The organism is Ruegeria sp. AA6, from assembly GCF_056542865.1.
This window is the reverse complement of the sequence record NZ_JBQGAN010000010.1, coordinates 52,054-68,354: the sequence shown is the minus strand read 5'-3', so window position 1 is coordinate 68,354 and position 16,301 is coordinate 52,054. Positions and strand designations below refer to the sequence as shown.

At 59.7% G+C, this 16,301-nt stretch carries 16 protein-coding genes; 7 read left to right on the top strand and 9 right to left on the bottom strand.

Annotation, left to right across the window (positions count from 1 at the left end):
* Positions 1-52 precede the first annotated feature (52 nt).
* Complete coding sequence (locus ACR0LN_RS13380) at positions 53-559, top strand: DUF721 domain-containing protein (RefSeq protein WP_480430253.1); 507 nt, start codon at positions 53-55, stop codon at positions 557-559.
* Positions 560-573: 14 nt separating this feature from the next.
* Positions 574-1,236, top strand: a complete 663-nt coding sequence (locus ACR0LN_RS13375) for a DsbA family protein (RefSeq protein ID WP_480430252.1) — start codon at positions 574-576, stop codon at positions 1,234-1,236.
* Positions 1,237-1,272: 36 nt separating this feature from the next.
* Here ACR0LN_RS13375 and lpxK read toward each other — a convergent pair whose 3' ends face one another.
* The 4 genes from lpxK to ACR0LN_RS13355 are packed head-to-tail and all read right to left on the bottom strand — an operon-like array spanning position 1,273 to position 5,624.
* Positions 1,273-2,271, bottom strand: coding sequence for a tetraacyldisaccharide 4'-kinase (lpxK, locus tag ACR0LN_RS13370; RefSeq protein WP_480430251.1), 999 nt, complete (start codon positions 2,269-2,271; stop codon positions 1,273-1,275).
* A complete protein-coding gene (locus tag ACR0LN_RS13365) occupies positions 2,271-3,494 on the bottom strand; it encodes a 3-deoxy-D-manno-octulosonic acid transferase (protein ID WP_480430250.1) in 1,224 nt (407 codons plus the stop codon). The genes lpxK and ACR0LN_RS13365 overlap by 1 nt, the downstream gene beginning before the upstream one ends.
* Positions 3,491-4,291 carry an inositol monophosphatase family protein gene (locus ACR0LN_RS13360; RefSeq protein WP_480430249.1) on the bottom strand — a complete coding sequence of 267 codons (801 nt, stop codon included), beginning with the start codon at positions 4,289-4,291 and terminating at the stop codon, positions 3,491-3,493. Before ACR0LN_RS13360 ends, ACR0LN_RS13365 begins: the two co-directional genes overlap by 4 nt.
* Positions 4,278-5,624: a TldD/PmbA family protein gene (locus tag ACR0LN_RS13355; RefSeq protein ID WP_480430248.1), complete on the bottom strand. Its 1,347-nt coding sequence runs from the start codon at positions 5,622-5,624 to the stop codon at positions 4,278-4,280. The genes ACR0LN_RS13360 and ACR0LN_RS13355 overlap by 14 nt, the downstream gene beginning before the upstream one ends.
* A 239-nt stretch (positions 5,625-5,863) precedes the next feature.
* Between ACR0LN_RS13355 and ACR0LN_RS13350 the strand changes: the two genes are divergently transcribed.
* Complete coding sequence (locus ACR0LN_RS13350; protein ID WP_480430247.1) at positions 5,864-6,790, top strand: hypothetical protein; 927 nt, start codon at positions 5,864-5,866, stop codon at positions 6,788-6,790.
* A 44-nt stretch (positions 6,791-6,834) separates the two neighbouring features.
* Here the strand turns inward: ACR0LN_RS13350 and ACR0LN_RS13345 are convergent, their stop codons facing one another.
* Entirely contained in the window at positions 6,835-8,358 is a 1,524-nt protein-coding gene (locus ACR0LN_RS13345; protein ID WP_480430246.1) for a DUF2125 domain-containing protein, read from the bottom strand.
* A 139-nt stretch (positions 8,359-8,497) separates the two neighbouring features.
* Here ACR0LN_RS13345 and ACR0LN_RS13340 point away from each other — a divergent pair, with 139 nt between their 5' ends.
* From ACR0LN_RS13340 to ACR0LN_RS13330, 3 genes are read left to right on the top strand one after another with little or no spacing between them, the layout of a single operon-like run.
* Complete coding sequence (locus tag ACR0LN_RS13340; RefSeq protein ID WP_480430366.1) at positions 8,498-9,241, top strand: SDR family oxidoreductase; 744 nt, start codon at positions 8,498-8,500, stop codon at positions 9,239-9,241.
* Positions 9,238-9,846 carry an enoyl-CoA hydratase/isomerase family protein gene (locus ACR0LN_RS13335; protein ID WP_480430245.1) on the top strand — a complete coding sequence of 203 codons (609 nt, stop codon included), beginning with the start codon at positions 9,238-9,240 and terminating at the stop codon, positions 9,844-9,846. Before ACR0LN_RS13340 ends, ACR0LN_RS13335 begins: the two co-directional genes overlap by 4 nt.
* A complete protein-coding gene (locus ACR0LN_RS13330) occupies positions 9,843-10,580 on the top strand; it encodes a VOC family protein (protein ID WP_480430243.1) in 738 nt (245 codons plus the stop codon). The genes ACR0LN_RS13335 and ACR0LN_RS13330 overlap by 4 nt, the downstream gene beginning before the upstream one ends.
* On the opposite strand, the gene ACR0LN_RS13325 is transcribed toward ACR0LN_RS13330, so the two are convergent.
* Positions 10,581-10,877: an HNH endonuclease gene (locus ACR0LN_RS13325; RefSeq protein ID WP_480430242.1), complete on the bottom strand. Its 297-nt coding sequence runs from the start codon at positions 10,875-10,877 to the stop codon at positions 10,581-10,583.
* Positions 10,878-10,925: 48 nt separating this feature from the next.
* Here ACR0LN_RS13325 and ACR0LN_RS13320 point away from each other — a divergent pair, with 48 nt between their 5' ends.
* Positions 10,926-12,107, top strand: coding sequence for a TIGR03862 family flavoprotein (locus ACR0LN_RS13320; RefSeq protein WP_480430241.1), 1,182 nt, complete (start codon positions 10,926-10,928; stop codon positions 12,105-12,107).
* On the opposite strand, the gene holA is transcribed toward ACR0LN_RS13320, so the two are convergent.
* From holA to leuS, 3 genes are read right to left on the bottom strand one after another with little or no spacing between them, the layout of a single operon-like run.
* Entirely contained in the window at positions 12,104-13,132 is a 1,029-nt protein-coding gene (gene holA, locus ACR0LN_RS13315) for a DNA polymerase III subunit delta (RefSeq protein WP_480430240.1), read from the bottom strand. The genes ACR0LN_RS13320 and holA overlap by 4 nt on opposite strands.
* On the bottom strand, positions 13,129-13,632 hold the full coding sequence (lptE, locus tag ACR0LN_RS13310) for an LPS assembly lipoprotein LptE (protein WP_480430239.1): 504 nt from the start codon (positions 13,630-13,632) through the stop codon (positions 13,129-13,131). The genes holA and lptE overlap by 4 nt, the downstream gene beginning before the upstream one ends.
* A complete protein-coding gene (gene leuS, locus ACR0LN_RS13305) occupies positions 13,619-16,267 on the bottom strand; it encodes a leucine--tRNA ligase (RefSeq protein ID WP_480430237.1) in 2,649 nt (882 codons plus the stop codon). The genes lptE and leuS overlap by 14 nt, the downstream gene beginning before the upstream one ends.
* Positions 16,268-16,301: the final 34 nt, after the last annotated feature.

Genomic DNA, 16,301 nt, shown 5'->3' with positions numbered 1-16,301 from the left:
TGGCGCCCGGTGTCACGCTCTTTACAATAGCCGCGCAGGAGTTGGAAACCAGATGCAGCGCAGACGTTCTTCGACACGCGGGTTCAAACGCACCGCGACATTGCTGAACGGCCAGATCAGGCGCGCCGGTGAAAGCCGGGGTTTTGCCGTATCGCGGCTGCTGACCCATTGGGCCGAGATCGTAGGGCAGGACATAGCTGCCATCGCACGGCCTGTGAATGTTGGGTATGGAAAGGGTGGCATCGGCGCGACGTTGACTGTTCTGACCACCGGTCCACAGGCCCCGATGCTTGAGATGCAAAAGGAACAGCTACGCGGCAAGGTGAATGCGGTTTACGGCTATAACGCCATCAGCCGAGTGCGCATCACCCAGACCGCTCCAACCGGATTTGCCGAGGGGCAAGCCAGTTTCGACCACAAGCCGAAAGCGGCGAAACCCAAATTAGACCCGGAAATCGAGGCCGAAGCGGACAGAACCGCTCGCGATGTTCACGATGGTGACCTGCGCGCGGCACTTGAACGTCTGGGCCGTAACGTTTTATCCAAGCAGAAACGCTGAGAAAGGGCTGAGAAATGAGCCGTATTGCAACCGGAATCTGCGCTGCGGTCGCCATAGCCGCAGGCGGCTATTGGCTGTCGCTGTCGAATTCCTCTCCGTCATATCCTCTGGTCAGCAGTGCCGAGGCGCAAGAGGCCGATCTGGACACCTCGACCATTGTCGAGATGGTGCAGGGCGCTGAGGACGCGCCGGTCGAGATCATCGAATACGCATCTTATACGTGCCCGCACTGTGCGAATTTCCACAATGGCGCGTATAAGCAGCTGAAAAAAGACTTCATCGACACTGGTAAGGTCAAGTTCATCTACCGCGAAGTGTATTTCGACCGTTATGGCCTGTGGGCTTCAATGGTTGCGCGCTGTGGTGGGCCCGAGAAGTTCTTTGGCATTTCCGACCTGATCTATGAAGGCCAGTCCGAATGGACCAAAGCCGGTGGCCCGGCCGAGATCGTGGACGAGCTGCGCAAAATCGGACGTTTGGCCGGTATCGACAATGATCAGCTAGAAGCCTGTCTGCAGGATGGCACCCAAGCCCAGACTCTGGTGGCTTGGTACCAGGAAAACGCCGAACGTGATGGCATTCAGTCGACCCCGTCCTTCGTCGTGAACGGCAAGAAGGTCGACAACCAGTCTTACGCCGACTTCAAAAAGCTGATCGAGGACGAATTGGGCAGCTAACTGCCTTGTGCGACCGGCTTTCGGGCCGGTCGCCCTTCAGGGCGACGGGGCAACCTGCAGCAGCATCTGGCGCACCTTGTCGACCTCATCCATGTTCAGACGCACAGGCAGAGTGACGACCTTGCTGCGAAATGCAGTGGGCAGTCGCACAGCGTCTTTCTCCGTTGTTACCATTTGCGCGCCCAGCATGCGGGCTTCGTTTTCCAGTCGTGTCATCAGGGCTGGGGTCAGCGGCTGGTGATCGTCCAGCGCTTCGGCCCGTAGCAGGGCTGCACCTTGCTGGCGGAGCGTGGCGAAGAATTTCTCGGGGTGGCCGATGCCGGCAAAGGCCAAAACGGGCGTGTCGCTCCAATCCATGCCGGTTTGCAGCGGTTGCACCGCGCCTGTGGCATGGGGGACAGTCAGACTTTGGCCCCAACGGTCGGTAAATTGAGTCTGTGCATCCGCATCACCCAGAGACAGCACCAGATCAGCGCGCTTCAGCCCGATGTCGACGGGTTCCCGCAAAGGCCCGGCGGGAAGGCACAGGCCATTGCCGAACCCGCGCGCCGCGTCCACAACGATGACAGAGAAATCCTTGGCGACCGAAGGGTTCTGAAACCCGTCATCCAAGACAATCACCGTCGCGCCAGCCTCGGCTGCGGCGCGGGCCCCGGCGGCGCGGTCCTTGGCGACCCAAACTTCGGCAAAAGCGGCCAGCAAGAGCGGTTCGTCCCCGACCTGCGCAGCCGTATGCTTGCTTGGGTCAACCCGCACCGGCCCTTCTAACGAGCCGCCATGACCGCGTGTCACCACATGCGTTTCATGCCAGGCATCGCGCAGTTGCTCGATCATCCAAATCACGGTCGGGGTCTTGCCGGTGCCGCCCGCATTCAGGTTGCCGATGCAGATAACGGGGACGCCCGGTTTGAAACCGGTGTCTGATGCAATCCGCCGCGCAGTCGCAGCGGCATAGGCGCGTCCCAATGGTGCCAGAAGGCGTGCGCGCAAATCCAACTGGTCAGGTGCGGTGTTCCAGAAATCAGGTGCTCGCATCAATCTGCACTCCGTTGGTCCAGACAGTCTTGCACCATGTCGATCAGTTGATCCGCCTGTGGTGCACCCTCGGACACGATTTCCCACCCGGCCAGCGCCATATCTGCGGCTCGGTCAGGCGACAGCAGCTCGACCACGGCGTCGCCCAGTTCGGTCGCTGACCGGACAGAGCGCGCTGCCCCAGCCCGATCCAGCTGATCGTATATGTGCTGGTGCTGGTGTACAAACGGACCATGAACCAAGGCCGAACCAAGCGCCACGGCGATAAGTGGATCGTGCCCCCCTGCGCCACGTTCAAGCGAGTTGCCCATGAATGTCGCAGGTGACACCCGGTGCCACAAGCCAAGGTCTTCCGGCTCGGATGTCAGAACGACCTGTGTTGTGTCTTCGATCTGCCCAACGCTGTCCCAGTTGGTGCAGCGTAAATCCATGGCTTCTAACCGCCGGTGCAATGGCTCGGCCTCGGCCATGTCTGCCACGTGCAGCACCAGTGTCAGCCGTGGCAGTATTCGCATAGCCTGACGGTGGGCGCTGAGGACCGATATGAACTCTGTGTCCTGCACATATGCCGCCAGCCAAACCGGACGGCCAGCCAAAGCGTGGTTGGTTTCGATCAGCTCATCCTCGGGCCAGGGACCAGGGTTTGCGCTGACCTGCAAGGGCGGGGCTTCCAAGACCTTTTCCGAAAAGATACCAAGGCGCCGGATCGACCGAGCTGTCTCGGTTTTCGTGGTGAGAATGGACTTGAAACAGTCAAGCGTGAACCGGGTGATATCTGGCAGCCACTTGGCTCCGCGCGAGACTTTGATGTCGATCTGAGCTTCGATCAGAATGAGGGGGATGTCGTGCTCATCGGCGCGCGTGATCACGTTGGGCATCAGCCCACCACCGACCCACAGACCAATATCCGGATGCCAGTAATCCAGAAACGCGCGTGCTGCGCCGCTCTGATCTTGGGGCAGGTTGATCAGGGGATAGTCCACCTGTTCCCAGCTCCGCAAATCGGCTTCCGGAGGGGCCGTCAGCAGCACGTTCAACGTTGGTCGGGCCTGCCGCAGTCTGCGGCAGAAATCGACAACAGCTCGTTGGCGGTTCTGTGAGTTGATGTGCACCCAAATCACCTCGCCTTCGGGGCGCGGGATGTGGGGTTGGTTGGCCGAACCTGGTACGCCCCAGGACAGAACCCGATAGGCAGCCAAGCTAAGGGAGCGCGGTTTGCTCATGGGCTGATACCAGCGCTGTTCGGGTCAAGTTTCGCGTGCAAAGCGTGGTGAACGGGTGCACCCGCTGCAATCACGCCGTTCAGACGTGGATGCGCATTGTTGAAGCGCAAGGGATGGCCCAGCCGGTCGGAACAGATGCCTCCTGCCTCGCGAATGATCAGGTCTCCGGCGGCGATATCCCATTCCCAGCTGGGGCGCAGCGTCAGCATTCCGTCAAACCGACCTTGTCCAACCACGGCCATCCGGTAGGCCAGAGACGGCCGGTAGACCCGGTTGAACACGGGAACCTGTCCTTGCCGCCAATGGCGCGGGTCCAAATTGGGTTTGGCCGCCAGAATCTGGGCGGTTTTTAGGTCTGAAACCTTGGAGATTTGGATCGCCTTCCCGTTCAACGTCGCCCCTAGCCCCTTGGCGGCAGCATAGAGCAGATCGCGCTGTGGTAGGTAGACCACGGCCGCAACCACCTCACCCTGATCCGCAACGGCAAAGGAATGCGCCCATGTGCGCGATCCTTCGGCAAAGCTGCGTGTTCCGTCGATCGGGTCGATGATGAACACCCGATCTTTTGTCAGGCGGTCGTCGGAATCCTCGGTCTCTTCGCTCAGCCAGCCATAGCCGGGGCGGGCGGCTGGCAAGCGCTGTTCCAGCATGGCGTTGACGGCCAGATCAGCCTCGGTCACGGGTCCCGCGCCGTCGGGTTTGTCCCAGCGTTGCGCAGTTTCGCCCGAGTAGCGGGTGGCGATCTTTCCGGCTTCGTGCGCGGCGTCAATCAGAAGGTGCAGGTCAGCTGCCGGCAAGTGTCATTCCTTCGATCAGCACCGACGGAACCACCCGCGACAGGTAAGGTCGCGCATCGTTGGCCGGGATGATCCGTTTCAGCATATCGCGCAAGTTGCCCGCGATGGTACATTCGTTGACAGGGTGAGTGATTTCCCCGTTCTCGACCCAAAAACCCGAGGCGCCGCGCGAATAGTCGCCTGTATTCGGGTTGATGGTCGATCCAATCATCGACGTTACCAGAAGCCCGGTGCCCATGTCGCGCAGCAGGTCTTCACGGCTGTGCTCGCCCTGCGTCAGGCTCAGGTTCCAGTTGCTGGGCGAGGGCGGGCCGGACACGCCGCGTGCGGCATTCCCGGTTGAGGTCATGTCCAGCTTGCGCGCGCTGGACAGATCCAGCGTCCAACCCGTCAGAACGCCGTTTTCGACGATTGCGCGCCGTTGCGTTGCCAGCCCCTCGGCATCGAATGGGCGCGAACCCGCGATGCGCGGACGGTGCGGGTCTTCGATCAGTGACAGATGTTCTGGCATTACCTGTTCGCCCAAACAGTCCTTAAGCCACGATGCCCCGCGGGCGATGGCGGCACCGTTGCTGGCCGCCAGCAGATGACCGATCAGCGAGGATGAGATACGTTCGTCAAACAGGACCGGAAAGGTGCCCGTCGCGGGTTTTTGCGCGCCAACCAAGGCCACGGCACGCTCACCCGCGCTGCGGCCAATGTCTTCGGGATTGCGCAGGTCAATTTGGAACGTGCGGCTGTCGCCGTCATAGTCACGTTCCATTCCCGTGCCTTCGCCCGAGATCGCCACGCAAGAGGTTGACCGGCTACTGCGCACATAACCACCGGAAAAGCCGTTGGTCGCTGCCAGATGCACCCGGTGTGTGCCATAAGCCGCTGCCGCATCGGATACTTGCGAGACCCCTTCGACCGACAGTGCTGCGGACTCAGCGGTCAACGCGTCGCGCAACAAATCCTCGGCGGCAGGCTCCGGCGATGGGTCGAACAGTTCCAGCGCAGACAGATCCCAGCCCTTGACCAGTTGATTTTCGTCGGCCAGCCCGGTGAATGGGTCTTCGGGGGCTTCGCAAGCCATGGCAACGGCCCGTTCGGCCATCGCGGTCAGAGTTTCGGGCCGGCTGTCCGAGCTGGACACGATGGCTTGGCGCTTGCCCAGAAATACGCGCAATCCAAGATCGGTGCCCTCGGATCGTTCGGCGTGTTCCAGTGCCTCACCGCGCACTTCGACTGACACCGAAGAGCCTTCAATCACAATAGCATCCGCCGTATCGGCCCCGGCTTTGCGTGCCGCGTCCAGCAGGGAATGGCTGATTTCTTCAGGTGTGCGGGTCATGCGGCCTCCGGTTGTAATGCATTGGACCTAGCCTTGGACTGCCCGTCCCGCAAGGCCCCAGGACCGACAGATGCTGCGCCAAACCCTGAAAAATTGGACAAACACATATCGGGTAGCCAAAGACTTTACATTTCTGTCCGAACTTCCATTAGATGAGGCGAATTACAAACTTGCAGGTCCGTCTTTATTGCGGGTTGAAATTTTACCCCTGCAAATGATGACACATAGGAGAGTGTGGTTTGGCTCAGTTTTTCGTTGTTGACTTTGATGAGCCTCATGTCGTCGCCAAGGGCAAAGGGTCAGCCTCTGTCATAAAACGCTTTACCATGATCCTGAGGAAGCTGCAGGTTTCCGCAGAAGTTCTTACGTTCCGCGAGTTGATTGAGCGCGGCCCGACAAGCGACCCAAAAAGCTATGTCTTGTTGCACTACAACGAACTTTTTGTCGTGCAGCACCAAAAAGTCGATTGGTTGCGCGCTCGCGAAGTCGAGTTGGCTGCGATGGGGTACAAAATCCTTCATTCTGTCGAACATGGTCGTGTCGTTGGCCACAAGATCCGCCAGAACAAAGTTCTCTCGGCTGCAGGTGTGCCAATGCCCAAACTAATCGAGGCGGGCGACCGTTTCGATACCGTTTTTTCAAACCAAATATCGAATGCGCATGTTCCAGTGCAATTGATCAGCGAGGCGGACGAGCTGAATCCCGCGCGTTACAACACGGAATATGTGGATTGCCGGTATGAGTATGGTGGTGAGCTCTGGAATGTTTGCATTCGGGCACAAGCTATTGGTGAGCAAGTGCTGTTTTCCTGGATACGCGCTGGAATAGAACCCAGCGTTCATACGCGGGACACACCTGTCGACCCGGGCTTGATCCAACATTTTCACCGTACACTCATACAGCCAAATCTGGACCAAATACAGTCAATTGCCAAAGGCATAAAAAAGGCGCTCGGCGTTGGGCTCTATGCGCACGACATATTGCCATGCGCGAATACAGGGCGTTTTTTCCTGTGTGAAACCAATTTCAAGTTTTATGACGGAAACCATCGGTTTCACATGGTGCCGATCGCAGATCAGCACCCGGTACCGGCATTGTTCAATGGCAAAAAAGTCGGTCGACGTATCGCCCGGGCGTTAACACAAGAGCTGGACCTGCATCCTTAAATCAGTCGAGGGCGAAGCTCTGTTCCAGCTCCGCCCGCCCGACATCATTTGATGCGCTGACCGTTGGCCAGAATTTGCCCGTCTTCGGTGAATTCGATTTTCGAATTCAGCGTGTCGGGTTCTTCGCCTGGGACTGCCATCATGCCCATCATCATGCGCGCGCCAATGGCTTGGTTTTCTTGCACCAGACCCATGCTGATTAGCTTGTCGATCAGTGCGTTGGCGCCCACCAGCTGCAGGTTCGCAACGCCCGACGGAGTCGGTAGGCTGTCAATCTCGGTCGCGCCCGAGTTGTCGAACGTGAAATCGCCGTTGCCAGTCAGTTTGGCACCCACCAGCGATACCAGAAGTTCATTGATTTTCAGCGAATGCAGCTCACCGGGCGCTTCGCCCGATGTCTCGAGTGCTTCGATTGAGGCGGGGTCGAAGAAATTCGTCAGGATCTTGGCAGTCCCGGTGGCATCCAGCGCAATTGTTGCAGGATCACGCGGCAGTGCGCCGGCCGGGTCGAAGATGCTCCACAGAACGTCCGACATGGTGAAATCCGTCAGGTTCATGGCAAAGCCAAAAGGCTGAATTTCCTCGGATTCCTGAATCGGGAATTCGAATTTTATCCCGGCATTGGCCATCGCAATCTCAATCGGGAATGGCAGTTCAGCGGTGGTCACCGCCAGTTTGGCGCTGTTTTGTTCAACATCATAGGCCAGACGTTGTTCGTCGATGCTGATGCCGAACCGTCCGCCGTCGGATTCGCTGCCCATCGAGAAAGCCTGACCTTCGCTAGTCCCCGCAATCGAGGTCTGGCCCGAAGCATAGGTGAACAGACCCGAGAACGAGAAACCGCCCTCAAAGAAGGCCTGCGGATCGGTACCGTCGAAATCGGCCGGGATCACGCTGGTGCCTTCAAAGTTCAGCTGGCCCAGATTTCCGTTGATCTTGCCGTCATCGGACCCTTCGGGATCGTTGAATGCCAGATCATAGGACAGCCCGGCGGCGGTCATGTTCTGGTCGACCGAGCGTGTCTCGCCGATTTTCATCTGCGAAGTGCCGGTCAGGTCGGTCATTGCCAGGTCCATGGCCATAATGTCATCCGGCACGGTCTCGTCATTGACCTGCAGTTCGCCCAACTTCATGCCAAGCGTGGATGCGGAATAATCATAGGTCATGTCGTCGGGGTCGCCCGAAACAACCATCTCTAGCCCGGTGTGGTAGTATTCGATATCGACAGTGAATTCCTCTCCCTCTTCCTCGCCGGACAGGGTCATGGGGAAGCTTTCGGGCAAACCGACGCTGACGGTTCCATCGCCGTTTTCGGTCAGCGTCATCTGCGGCATGCTCATCGTGAACGATCCGCCCGTATCCGGCACAGGTGCGTCAACGGTCATTTCGGTGATCGTGGTCACATCGCCGGACGTGGTTTGTTCGGCCGTTACCGTATAGCCCATCTGAGTCAGATACGCCTGCCAGTCGTCCCAGACCTGCTGCGCGGTGACATCGGCAAATGCGCCCTGGGTGACAATGGCATAGGCCAAAACTGCGCCGCTGCTGCGGCGAAGGAAAACGGACATTATAGAACCCTTCGTGATCAATTTTGCGGGCATCGTCGTGCTTGCGGCGGCGGGCGTCAAGGGGCAAGGGCTGGACCCTTTCCCCGTTCGCGCGGTAGAGATTCACACAATCTCAAAACAACGGAGGTACAGGGTTCATATGCAGGGGAAAACCGTACTTATCACAGGGGCCAGCCGCGGCATCGGAGCCGAGGCAGGGCGCGTATTTGCCGCAGCGGGGGCGAACGTCGCGCTGGTTGCACGCAATCGTGATCAGATAGAGGCGCTGGCTGAGGCTTTGGGCGACAACGCGATCGCGCTGCAATGCGATGTCAGCGATTTTGCGCAGGTTGAACAGGCTGTCGCCGATTGCGTCGCGCGGTTCGGGGGGCTGGACGTGCTGATTGGCAATGCAGGCGTCATAGATCCGATCTTTCACCTGTCCAACGCTGATGTCGCGGCATGGAGTGCGGCCATCGACATCAACCTCAAAGGGGTTTTCTACGGAATGCGCGCGGCGCTGCCGGTCATGCGCGCCGCAGGTGGGGGCACGGTGATCACGGTTTCGTCTGGCGCGGCTTCAAACCCGATAGAAGCGTGGAGTCACTATTGCGCCTCGAAGGCAGGGGCCAAGATGCTGACTGAATGCCTGCATCTTGAAGAGTCGATTCACGGCATCCGCGCCATGGGTCTGTCTCCGGGCACTGTGGCCACGGATATGCAACGGGTCATCAAGGCCAGCGGCATCAACGCCGTCAGCCAACTGGACTGGAGCGATCACATCCCCGCCGATTGGCCCGCGCGGGCGCTGTTGTGGATGTGCTCGGCGGATGCGGATGAGTTTCTGGGTACCGAAATCTCGTTGCGGCGCGAGGATATCCGCAAAAGGGTTGGCCTGACGTGATTGACCTGACCAAAGTGGATGGGTTGTGGACGGTCACGCTCAACAACCCGCAAAAGGCCAACGCGCTAACCGGCACGATGCTGACCGAACTGATCGAAATCGCACAGGCCGCGAGCGACGCCCGCGCCTTGATCCTGACCGGTGCTGGCAAGGTGTTCAGCGCCGGGGCCGACCTGGATGAGGCGCGGGCCGGGCTGGCGACCTCGGACTTGTGGGAGAAGTTGTCGGGAGCCATCGCCGCCTTGCCATGTCTGACGGTGGCCGCGTTGAACGGAACGCTGGCTGGCGGTGCAAACGGTATGGTATTGGCCTGTGATCTTCGCATCGCGGTGCCACAGGCCAAGGTCTTTTACCCGGTGATGAAGCTGGGCTTTCTGCCGCAGCCCTCTGACCCGGTGCGCATGGCTGCCCTGATCGGTCCTGCGCGCACCAAGATGATATTGATGGCCGGTCAAAAGGTTACAGCGGCCGAGGCCTATGAATTCGGGCTGATCGACCGCGTGGTGGAACCTGACCAGTTGATTCCAACGGCGCATGCGCTTGTGGCAGACAGCCTGTCCGCCGATCCCGACATTGCAGCCGGAATTGCAAGGATGTGCCGATGACTTTGTCCGCTGTGCTGCTACGTGTCGCCGACCCGGACCGCTTGGCCGGGTTTTACACGGATACCTTGGGCATGATCGCCCGCGCACACGGGCCAAACCGGCGGATCGGATATGCCGGGCAGGATGCCGATTTGCTGCTGATGCCGGGTGGGGGCGGTTATATTCACGATGGCGGGCAGCGGTATTGGAAAATCGGGGTCACCGTGCCGGACGTCGACCTTGCCGCCGCGTATCTGCGTCAAAAAGGAGTTGAGGTTTCGAACCCAAAACAATTCCTCGACATCGGTTATATGTGCCACCTGAAAGACCCCGAAGGCTTTGTGATTGAGCTGCTGCAGCATGATTTCGAAGGCAATCGCCCCGAGAATGCCGCCGACCCCGCCGATCCTTTCGCCAAGGCCTGTATCGGCCAGATCACCCTGCGCACAGGGGACATTGCCACCGAAGACGCGTTCTGTCGCGCGCAGGGTATGCGCCTGCTTTCGGTACAGGACGTGGCGCAGTACGGGTTCGATCTGCATTTTTATGCCTTCACAGATGACGTGCCGCCGAACCCTGACCCATGGTCGGTCGAAAACCGCGAATGGCTGTGGAAACGCCCCTATACCACGCTTGAATTTCAGCACCTTGCCGGGGCGCAATTTGCGCCCGCACCGGATTACCGGGGGCTGGCGTTTGAGGGGCTAACTGAGACGACTCGCGATGCGTTCGGCGACCCGGTACGCCCCGATTGATCAGCGCCCACGGCGTGTCCCCGGCACTTTTGATCGAAATCCGGGTGGGCGCTTGCGAACCCAGTTCAGGAATTTCTCCAGCCGGGGATGGGCGCGCAGGGCTTCGACTGTGTTGAACTCTCGCGCCAACTCACCCTCAGTCAGGGTGGCGTGAACCTCTTTGTGGCAGATGATGTGCAGCAATACCGTAGGACCGCCCTTGCCCCCTTTGAGTTTTGGGATCAGATGGTGCAGGCTGCCGCCCCCATCCGGGATGGGGCGGTCGCACAGTGGGCAGATCGGATCGTTGTTTGACATGACAGGGACAAACTTGCGCCCGATGGCGCGGAAGGCAAGAGGGCGGCAATGGCGCTGGCAGTTGTAATCGGGGCGGGTCCTGCGGGCCTGATGGCGGCCGAGGAATTGGCTGCTGCCGGTCATGACGTTTTGGTGGCTGAGGCCAAGCCCTCGGTCGCGCGCAAGTTCCTGATGGCGGGTAAATCGGGTTTGAATCTAACCAAGGACGAACCATTCGAGGCATTCATGCCGGCCTACGGCGAAGCGGCGGATTGGCTGCGCCCGATGATAGCTGAATTCGATGCCGCCGCGATACAGGGCTGGGCGCAGAAGTTAGGGCAGGAGATGTTCACCGGCTCGACCGGTCGGGTGTTTCCAACGGTGATGAAAGCCTCACCCTTGTTGCGCGCTTGGCTTGGGCGGCTGGGTGCTGCGGGTGTTCAGATCAAAACCCGCTGGCGTTGGTTGGGGTGGGACGGTGATGCGTTGCTGTTCGACACACCGGATGGCACGCATCGGGTCACGCCGGGCGTCACCATATTGGCACTGGGCGGAGCAAGCTGGGCTCGATTGGGATCAGACGGCCAGTGGGTCGGGTCTCTGCGGGAACAGGGGGTCGAGGTTGCGCCCTTTGCCCCGGCGAATTCGGCGCTGTCCGTCGATTGGAGCCCCCACATGCAGCCGCATTTCGGCGCAGCCTTGAAATCGGTGCGCTGGACGGCCGGAGCGTCGCAAAGCCGCGGTGAGGCAACGATTTCGGCAACCGGGCTGGAAGGTGGGGGGCTGTATTCTTTGACGCCAGCCCTGCGAGAAGACGCATCCCTACACGTTGATCTGGTGCCTGATCTGGAATCAGCGACGCTGCAGTCTCGGCTAGAGGCAAAGAAACCCAAGACCACCTTGTCACAATGGCTGAAGAAGTCACTGCACTTGCCACCGCAGAAAGTGGCGCTGTTTCATGAGATGGTCAAAAGCAACGGGTTGCCACAAGCGCAATGGGCAGGCGCGCTGAAACACCTGCCGATCCGGTACGCCAGTTTGCGCCCAATGGACGAAGCGATTTCGACGGCGGGTGGCGTTCAGCGTGCTGCTCTAAATGACGAGTTGATGCTGACGGCGATGCCCGGCGTGTTCTGCGCCGGTGAGATGCTGGATTGGGAAGCGCCGACAGGTGGCTACCTGTTGACGGCCTGCTTGGCGACGGGGCGGTGGGCTGGACGCGCGGCGGCGAACTGGTTGAGTACGCGTTAACGAGACCGCGCCAGCATCGCCAGACGGATCATCGCGCGTTCGACCAGTGCCATTGCTGGCGCTGTTTGACCGGCCGAACGCAGTGATAAGTCGGTATCGGTGAGAACGGTCAACGCGGTCTGCAATTTGGGCGCGCCCCATCCTTGTGCCTGCCGCAAAATCCGGTCGCGACGCTTGCCGTAAACTGGCGGGCGCAGCTTGCCGATTCCCTGTGCCGCCCCGCCGGGATCGGAGGCGCAGGCATACAAAGTTCGGAAATGCCGGGTCGCGCCAATACACAGGCTGACCGCGTTGGTGCCTTGTGACTGCAAGCGACGGATCAGCGGACCAATCTCTCCGGCGCGGCCTTCGGCGACGACATTCAGAACATCGTCCAGCGCGGCCTCGGTCGAGCGCGGCGCGCAGGCTTCGATATCCTCGATGGTCAGTTCGGAATTGTCGCCGCGTTTGTAAAGGGACAGTTTTTCAATGGATTGCGTGAAATCGCCTGGGCTAATCCCGGTGGCGAGTTCCGCAAGCGCGGACATCGAGTCGCGCGGGATGTTCTGCAAACCGGCCTCAGTCAGAATCCGCTCGATCTCGCCACGCGAAGGCGGATCGTCATAGATGCCAACCGCATAGGCAGCCGGGTGCGCCTCGAACGCCTTGCGGATTTTTGAGCTGGGTTTCAGTTGCCCGGCAGTGACAATGATCTGAGCGTCGCCGGGCGCCCAATCCTCGAACGCGGCGATGATCGCGGGGGCGGCGACGTCCGTGGTGTCCTCGACAAAAACGGCGCGCGGGCCAGGGAAGAAGCCTACCGCTTTGACTGCGTCCAGCAATAACGCGGGATCACTACGCAGGTCGGCTCCGGGCATACGGGTCAGGCGCATTTCCTCTTCGGCATTGGCACCCAGCAGGGCGGCCAGAACCTGCTGGCGTTTAAGCGCCACGCGCATCGCATCTGCGCCGTAGATCAGTAGCCCGGCCTTGTCGGCGTCTGGACGGGCGAAATACCCTTCCGCCTCGCGCGGGCTAAGCTTCATGCGCCAAGACCCGGCGTTGCATACAGCTCGTTTACGATCTGATCGGAGAGAATCACCATCAACCGTTTCTTTGCGTCCCGTTCGTCAGCCAGTGTCGAAACTGTTGATCCGGCAGCGGAATATCCGACGAAGTTTTCGACAGAGCCAGAGGCTACCACCTGCCCGGTTGCATTCGATCTGAGGGTGTAGGTCGCCTCGCCGTCAATGGAATAGCGATTGGTTTCGTTCGTCGTCGTGATCGCGGCAGCCCGTGTCACGGTGGCGACACTCACGTCCAGAGCGTAGGCGTTGCCCGAGCTTGCGCTGCGGCCCAGCCGTTGCTCAAGGTTCTGAACCAACTGGTAGCTATCTGTGGTGCTTGGGGCCGATACCTGAACCTGACCGTTCAATTCCGCGCCTGAACCACCGGGCGCATAAACGGGTTCAAAACCGCAGGCGGTGACAAGAAAACCGGCCGCCAGCGGCATCTTCAACAGGGTTCTGCGATCAAACAACGACATTCACGATCCGGCCCGGGACAACAATCACCTTCTTCGGCGCATTGCCATCCAGCGCCTTTTGCACAGCTTCGGTGCTGAGCGCGATTTTTTCAACCTCGTCCTTGGCCATATCCTTGGCCACGCTGATTTCCGCGCGGCGCTTGCCGTTGATCTGGATCGGCAGGGTAACGGTGTCATCGACCAGCATTGCCTCATCGGCCACGGGCCACGGCGCGGTTGCAACCAGCCCTTCACCGCCCAGCACCTGCCAGAGTTCCTCGGACAGGTGAGGCGTCATGGGGGACATCAGTTGTGCCAATGTCTTGGCGGCCTGACGCTTGGCGTCGGTGCCTGCCTTGGATTTCGCCAGCGTGTTGGTGAAGGCATAGAGCTTGGCGATTGAGGCATTGAAGCCAAAGGATTCAACACCGCCGGTCACATCATGGATGGCTTTGTGCATCTCGCGCAGCAGGGTTTCGTCCTCGGCGTTGGCCGGGTTGTCCGATTCCGCGATCTCGGACGCGATGCGATGCACCCGGCTGAGATGCTTGAAGGCGGCTTCGGCCCCGGATGCTGTCCATTCTACATCCCGTTCAGGGGGCGAGTCGGACAGCACAAACCAACGCGCAGTATCCGCGCCGAAGGCCGAGATGATGTTGACCGGATCGACCACGTTCTTCTTGGACTTCGACATCTTAACGGCGCTTAAGGCTTCTATTTCTTCCCCTGTCTTTTTGAGGAAGACTGATTCACCTCGACGCTCAACTTCCTCCGGGAAGAAATACTCTTTGCGTGTTGCAGTTATCGTCGCCGGATAAGTTGTTACTATTAGATCATCTGAACGCTTTACTTTGGGCGGCTGATCCCCTCCGCGGTTCTCTGTAACTTCTCTAAAGTAGGCCTCATGCGTCACCATGCCTTGAGTGAAAAGGGCGTTGAAAGGCTCGATGGCCTTTTTCGGCAGATGGCCCGTGATGTTCATCGCCCGCGCGAAGAACCGGGAGTAAAGCAGGTGCAGAATCGCGTGCTCGATGCCGCCGATGTACTGATCGACATTCATCCAGTACTCGGCCTCGGCCAGATCGGTCGGCGTCTCAGAACGCGGCGCGGTGAAACGCGCGTAATACCAGGACGAATCGACGAACGTGTCCATCGTGTCGGTTTCGCGCTTGGCAGGCGCCCCGCAGGACGGGCAGGGCGTATCCCGCCAGTTGGGGTGGCGGTCCAGCGGGTTGCCCGGGATTGAGAAGTCGATGGGTTTGCCGTTGCCATCATCATAGGGCAACTCAATCGGCAAATTCTCTTTCTTCTCCGGCACCGTGCCGCATTTCTCGCAATGGACAACGGGAATCGGACAACCCCAATAGCGTTGACGGCTCAGGCCCCAGTCACGAAGGCGGAACTTGGTGACGCCTTCGCCCCAACCAGCCTTTTCCGCAAAGTCGACAGTGGCGTTGATGGCCTCGTCGCCTGTGGCCTCGGTCAGACCCGCGAAATGGTTCACCCAGCGAACTTTCTCTGTCTTTGGGGGAACAAAGGCGATCTTGTCGACCGGAGTATCGTCATCCAGCGCAAAGAAGGTATCGACGACGGGCAGGCCGTATTTGCGGCAGAAATCGAGGTCGCGCTGGTCATGCGCCGGGCAGGCAAAGATCGCGCCGGTGCCGTAATCCATCAGGATGAAGTTTGCGATCCAGACCGGCAGTTCCCAGTTCGGGTCCAGCGGGTGTTTGACACGGATGCCGGTGTCATAGCCCAGCTTCTCGGCGGTTTCGATGGCCTCTTCGGTGGTGCCGCCTTTGCGGCATTCGGCCACGAATTCAGCAACTTCGGAATTTTCAGCCTCAAGCTGCTTGGCAATCGGGTGATCCGGCGAGATGCCGACAAAGGACGCGCCCAACAGCGTATCGGGCCGAGTCGTATAGACGGTGATCGGCTCTCCGCCATCGGTGCGCTCAAACCCGAATTGCAGGCCGCGCGACTTGCCGATCCAGTTTTCCTGCATCAGGCGGACCTTGGCGGGCCAATTGTCCAGCGTGTCCAGCGCATCCAACAATTCTTCGGAATAGTCCGAGATTTTGAAGAACCACTGCGTCAGCTCTCGGCGTTCGACCAGCGCGCCCGAGCGCCAGCCGCGTCCGTTTTCGACCTGTTCGTTCGCCAGAACGGTCATGTCGACCGGGTCCCAGTTCACCACGGCGTTCTTGCGATAAACCAGTCCGGCCTCAAGCATATCCAGGAACAAAGCCTGCTGCTGGCCGTAATATTCGGGGTCGCAGGTGGCGAATTCACGGGACCAGTCGATCGACAGGCCCAGAGGTTTCATCTGGCCGCGCATGTCGGCAATGTTGCCATAGGTCCAGTCCTTGGGGTGGCCGCCAATGGCCATCGCGGCGTTCTCGGCAGGCATCCCGAACGCATCCCAGCCCATCGGGTGCAGCACATTGTGCCCGGTCGCCAGCTTATGTCGCGCGATCACGTCGCCCATCGTATAGTTGCGCACATGTCCCATATGGATTCGGCCAGACGGGTAGGGGAACATCTCAAGCACATAGTATTTCGGCTTGTCCGCCGTGTGGTCGGCGGTGAAGATTCCGGCCTTGTCCCAGGCCTCTTGCCATTTTGCTTCGATTTCGTTGGCCGAGTAGCGAGACATCGTGCGGTCCTTCGTGAATGAAAACGCCGGGCGT

Excerpts from the sequence above, each read along its gene's own strand:
- ACR0LN_RS13380 (WP_480430253.1), top strand. The coding sequence starts at position 53 with ATGCAGCGCAGACGTTCTTCGACACGCGGGTTCAAACGCACCGCGACA.
- ACR0LN_RS13375 (WP_480430252.1), top strand. The coding sequence starts at position 574 with ATGAGCCGTATTGCAACCGGAATCTGCGCTGCGGTCGCCATAGCCGCA.
- lpxK (WP_480430251.1), bottom strand. The coding sequence starts at position 2,271 with ATGCGAGCACCTGATTTCTGGAACACCGCACCTGACCAGTTGGATTTG.
- ACR0LN_RS13365 (WP_480430250.1), bottom strand. The coding sequence starts at position 3,494 with ATGAGCAAACCGCGCTCCCTTAGCTTGGCTGCCTATCGGGTTCTGTCC.
- ACR0LN_RS13355 (WP_480430248.1), bottom strand. The coding sequence starts at position 5,624 with ATGACCCGCACACCTGAAGAAATCAGCCATTCCCTGCTGGACGCGGCA.
- ACR0LN_RS13345 (WP_480430246.1), bottom strand. The coding sequence starts at position 8,358 with ATGTCCGTTTTCCTTCGCCGCAGCAGCGGCGCAGTTTTGGCCTATGCC.
- ACR0LN_RS13340 (WP_480430366.1), top strand. The coding sequence starts at position 8,498 with ATGCAGGGGAAAACCGTACTTATCACAGGGGCCAGCCGCGGCATCGGA.
- ACR0LN_RS13330 (WP_480430243.1), top strand. The coding sequence starts at position 9,843 with ATGACTTTGTCCGCTGTGCTGCTACGTGTCGCCGACCCGGACCGCTTG.
- ACR0LN_RS13325 (WP_480430242.1), bottom strand. The coding sequence starts at position 10,877 with ATGTCAAACAACGATCCGATCTGCCCACTGTGCGACCGCCCCATCCCG.
- ACR0LN_RS13320 (WP_480430241.1), top strand. The coding sequence starts at position 10,926 with ATGGCGCTGGCAGTTGTAATCGGGGCGGGTCCTGCGGGCCTGATGGCG.
- holA (WP_480430240.1), bottom strand. The coding sequence starts at position 13,132 with ATGAAGCTTAGCCCGCGCGAGGCGGAAGGGTATTTCGCCCGTCCAGAC.
- lptE (WP_480430239.1), bottom strand. The coding sequence starts at position 13,632 with ATGTCGTTGTTTGATCGCAGAACCCTGTTGAAGATGCCGCTGGCGGCC.
- leuS (WP_480430237.1), bottom strand. The coding sequence starts at position 16,267 with ATGTCTCGCTACTCGGCCAACGAAATCGAAGCAAAATGGCAAGAGGCC.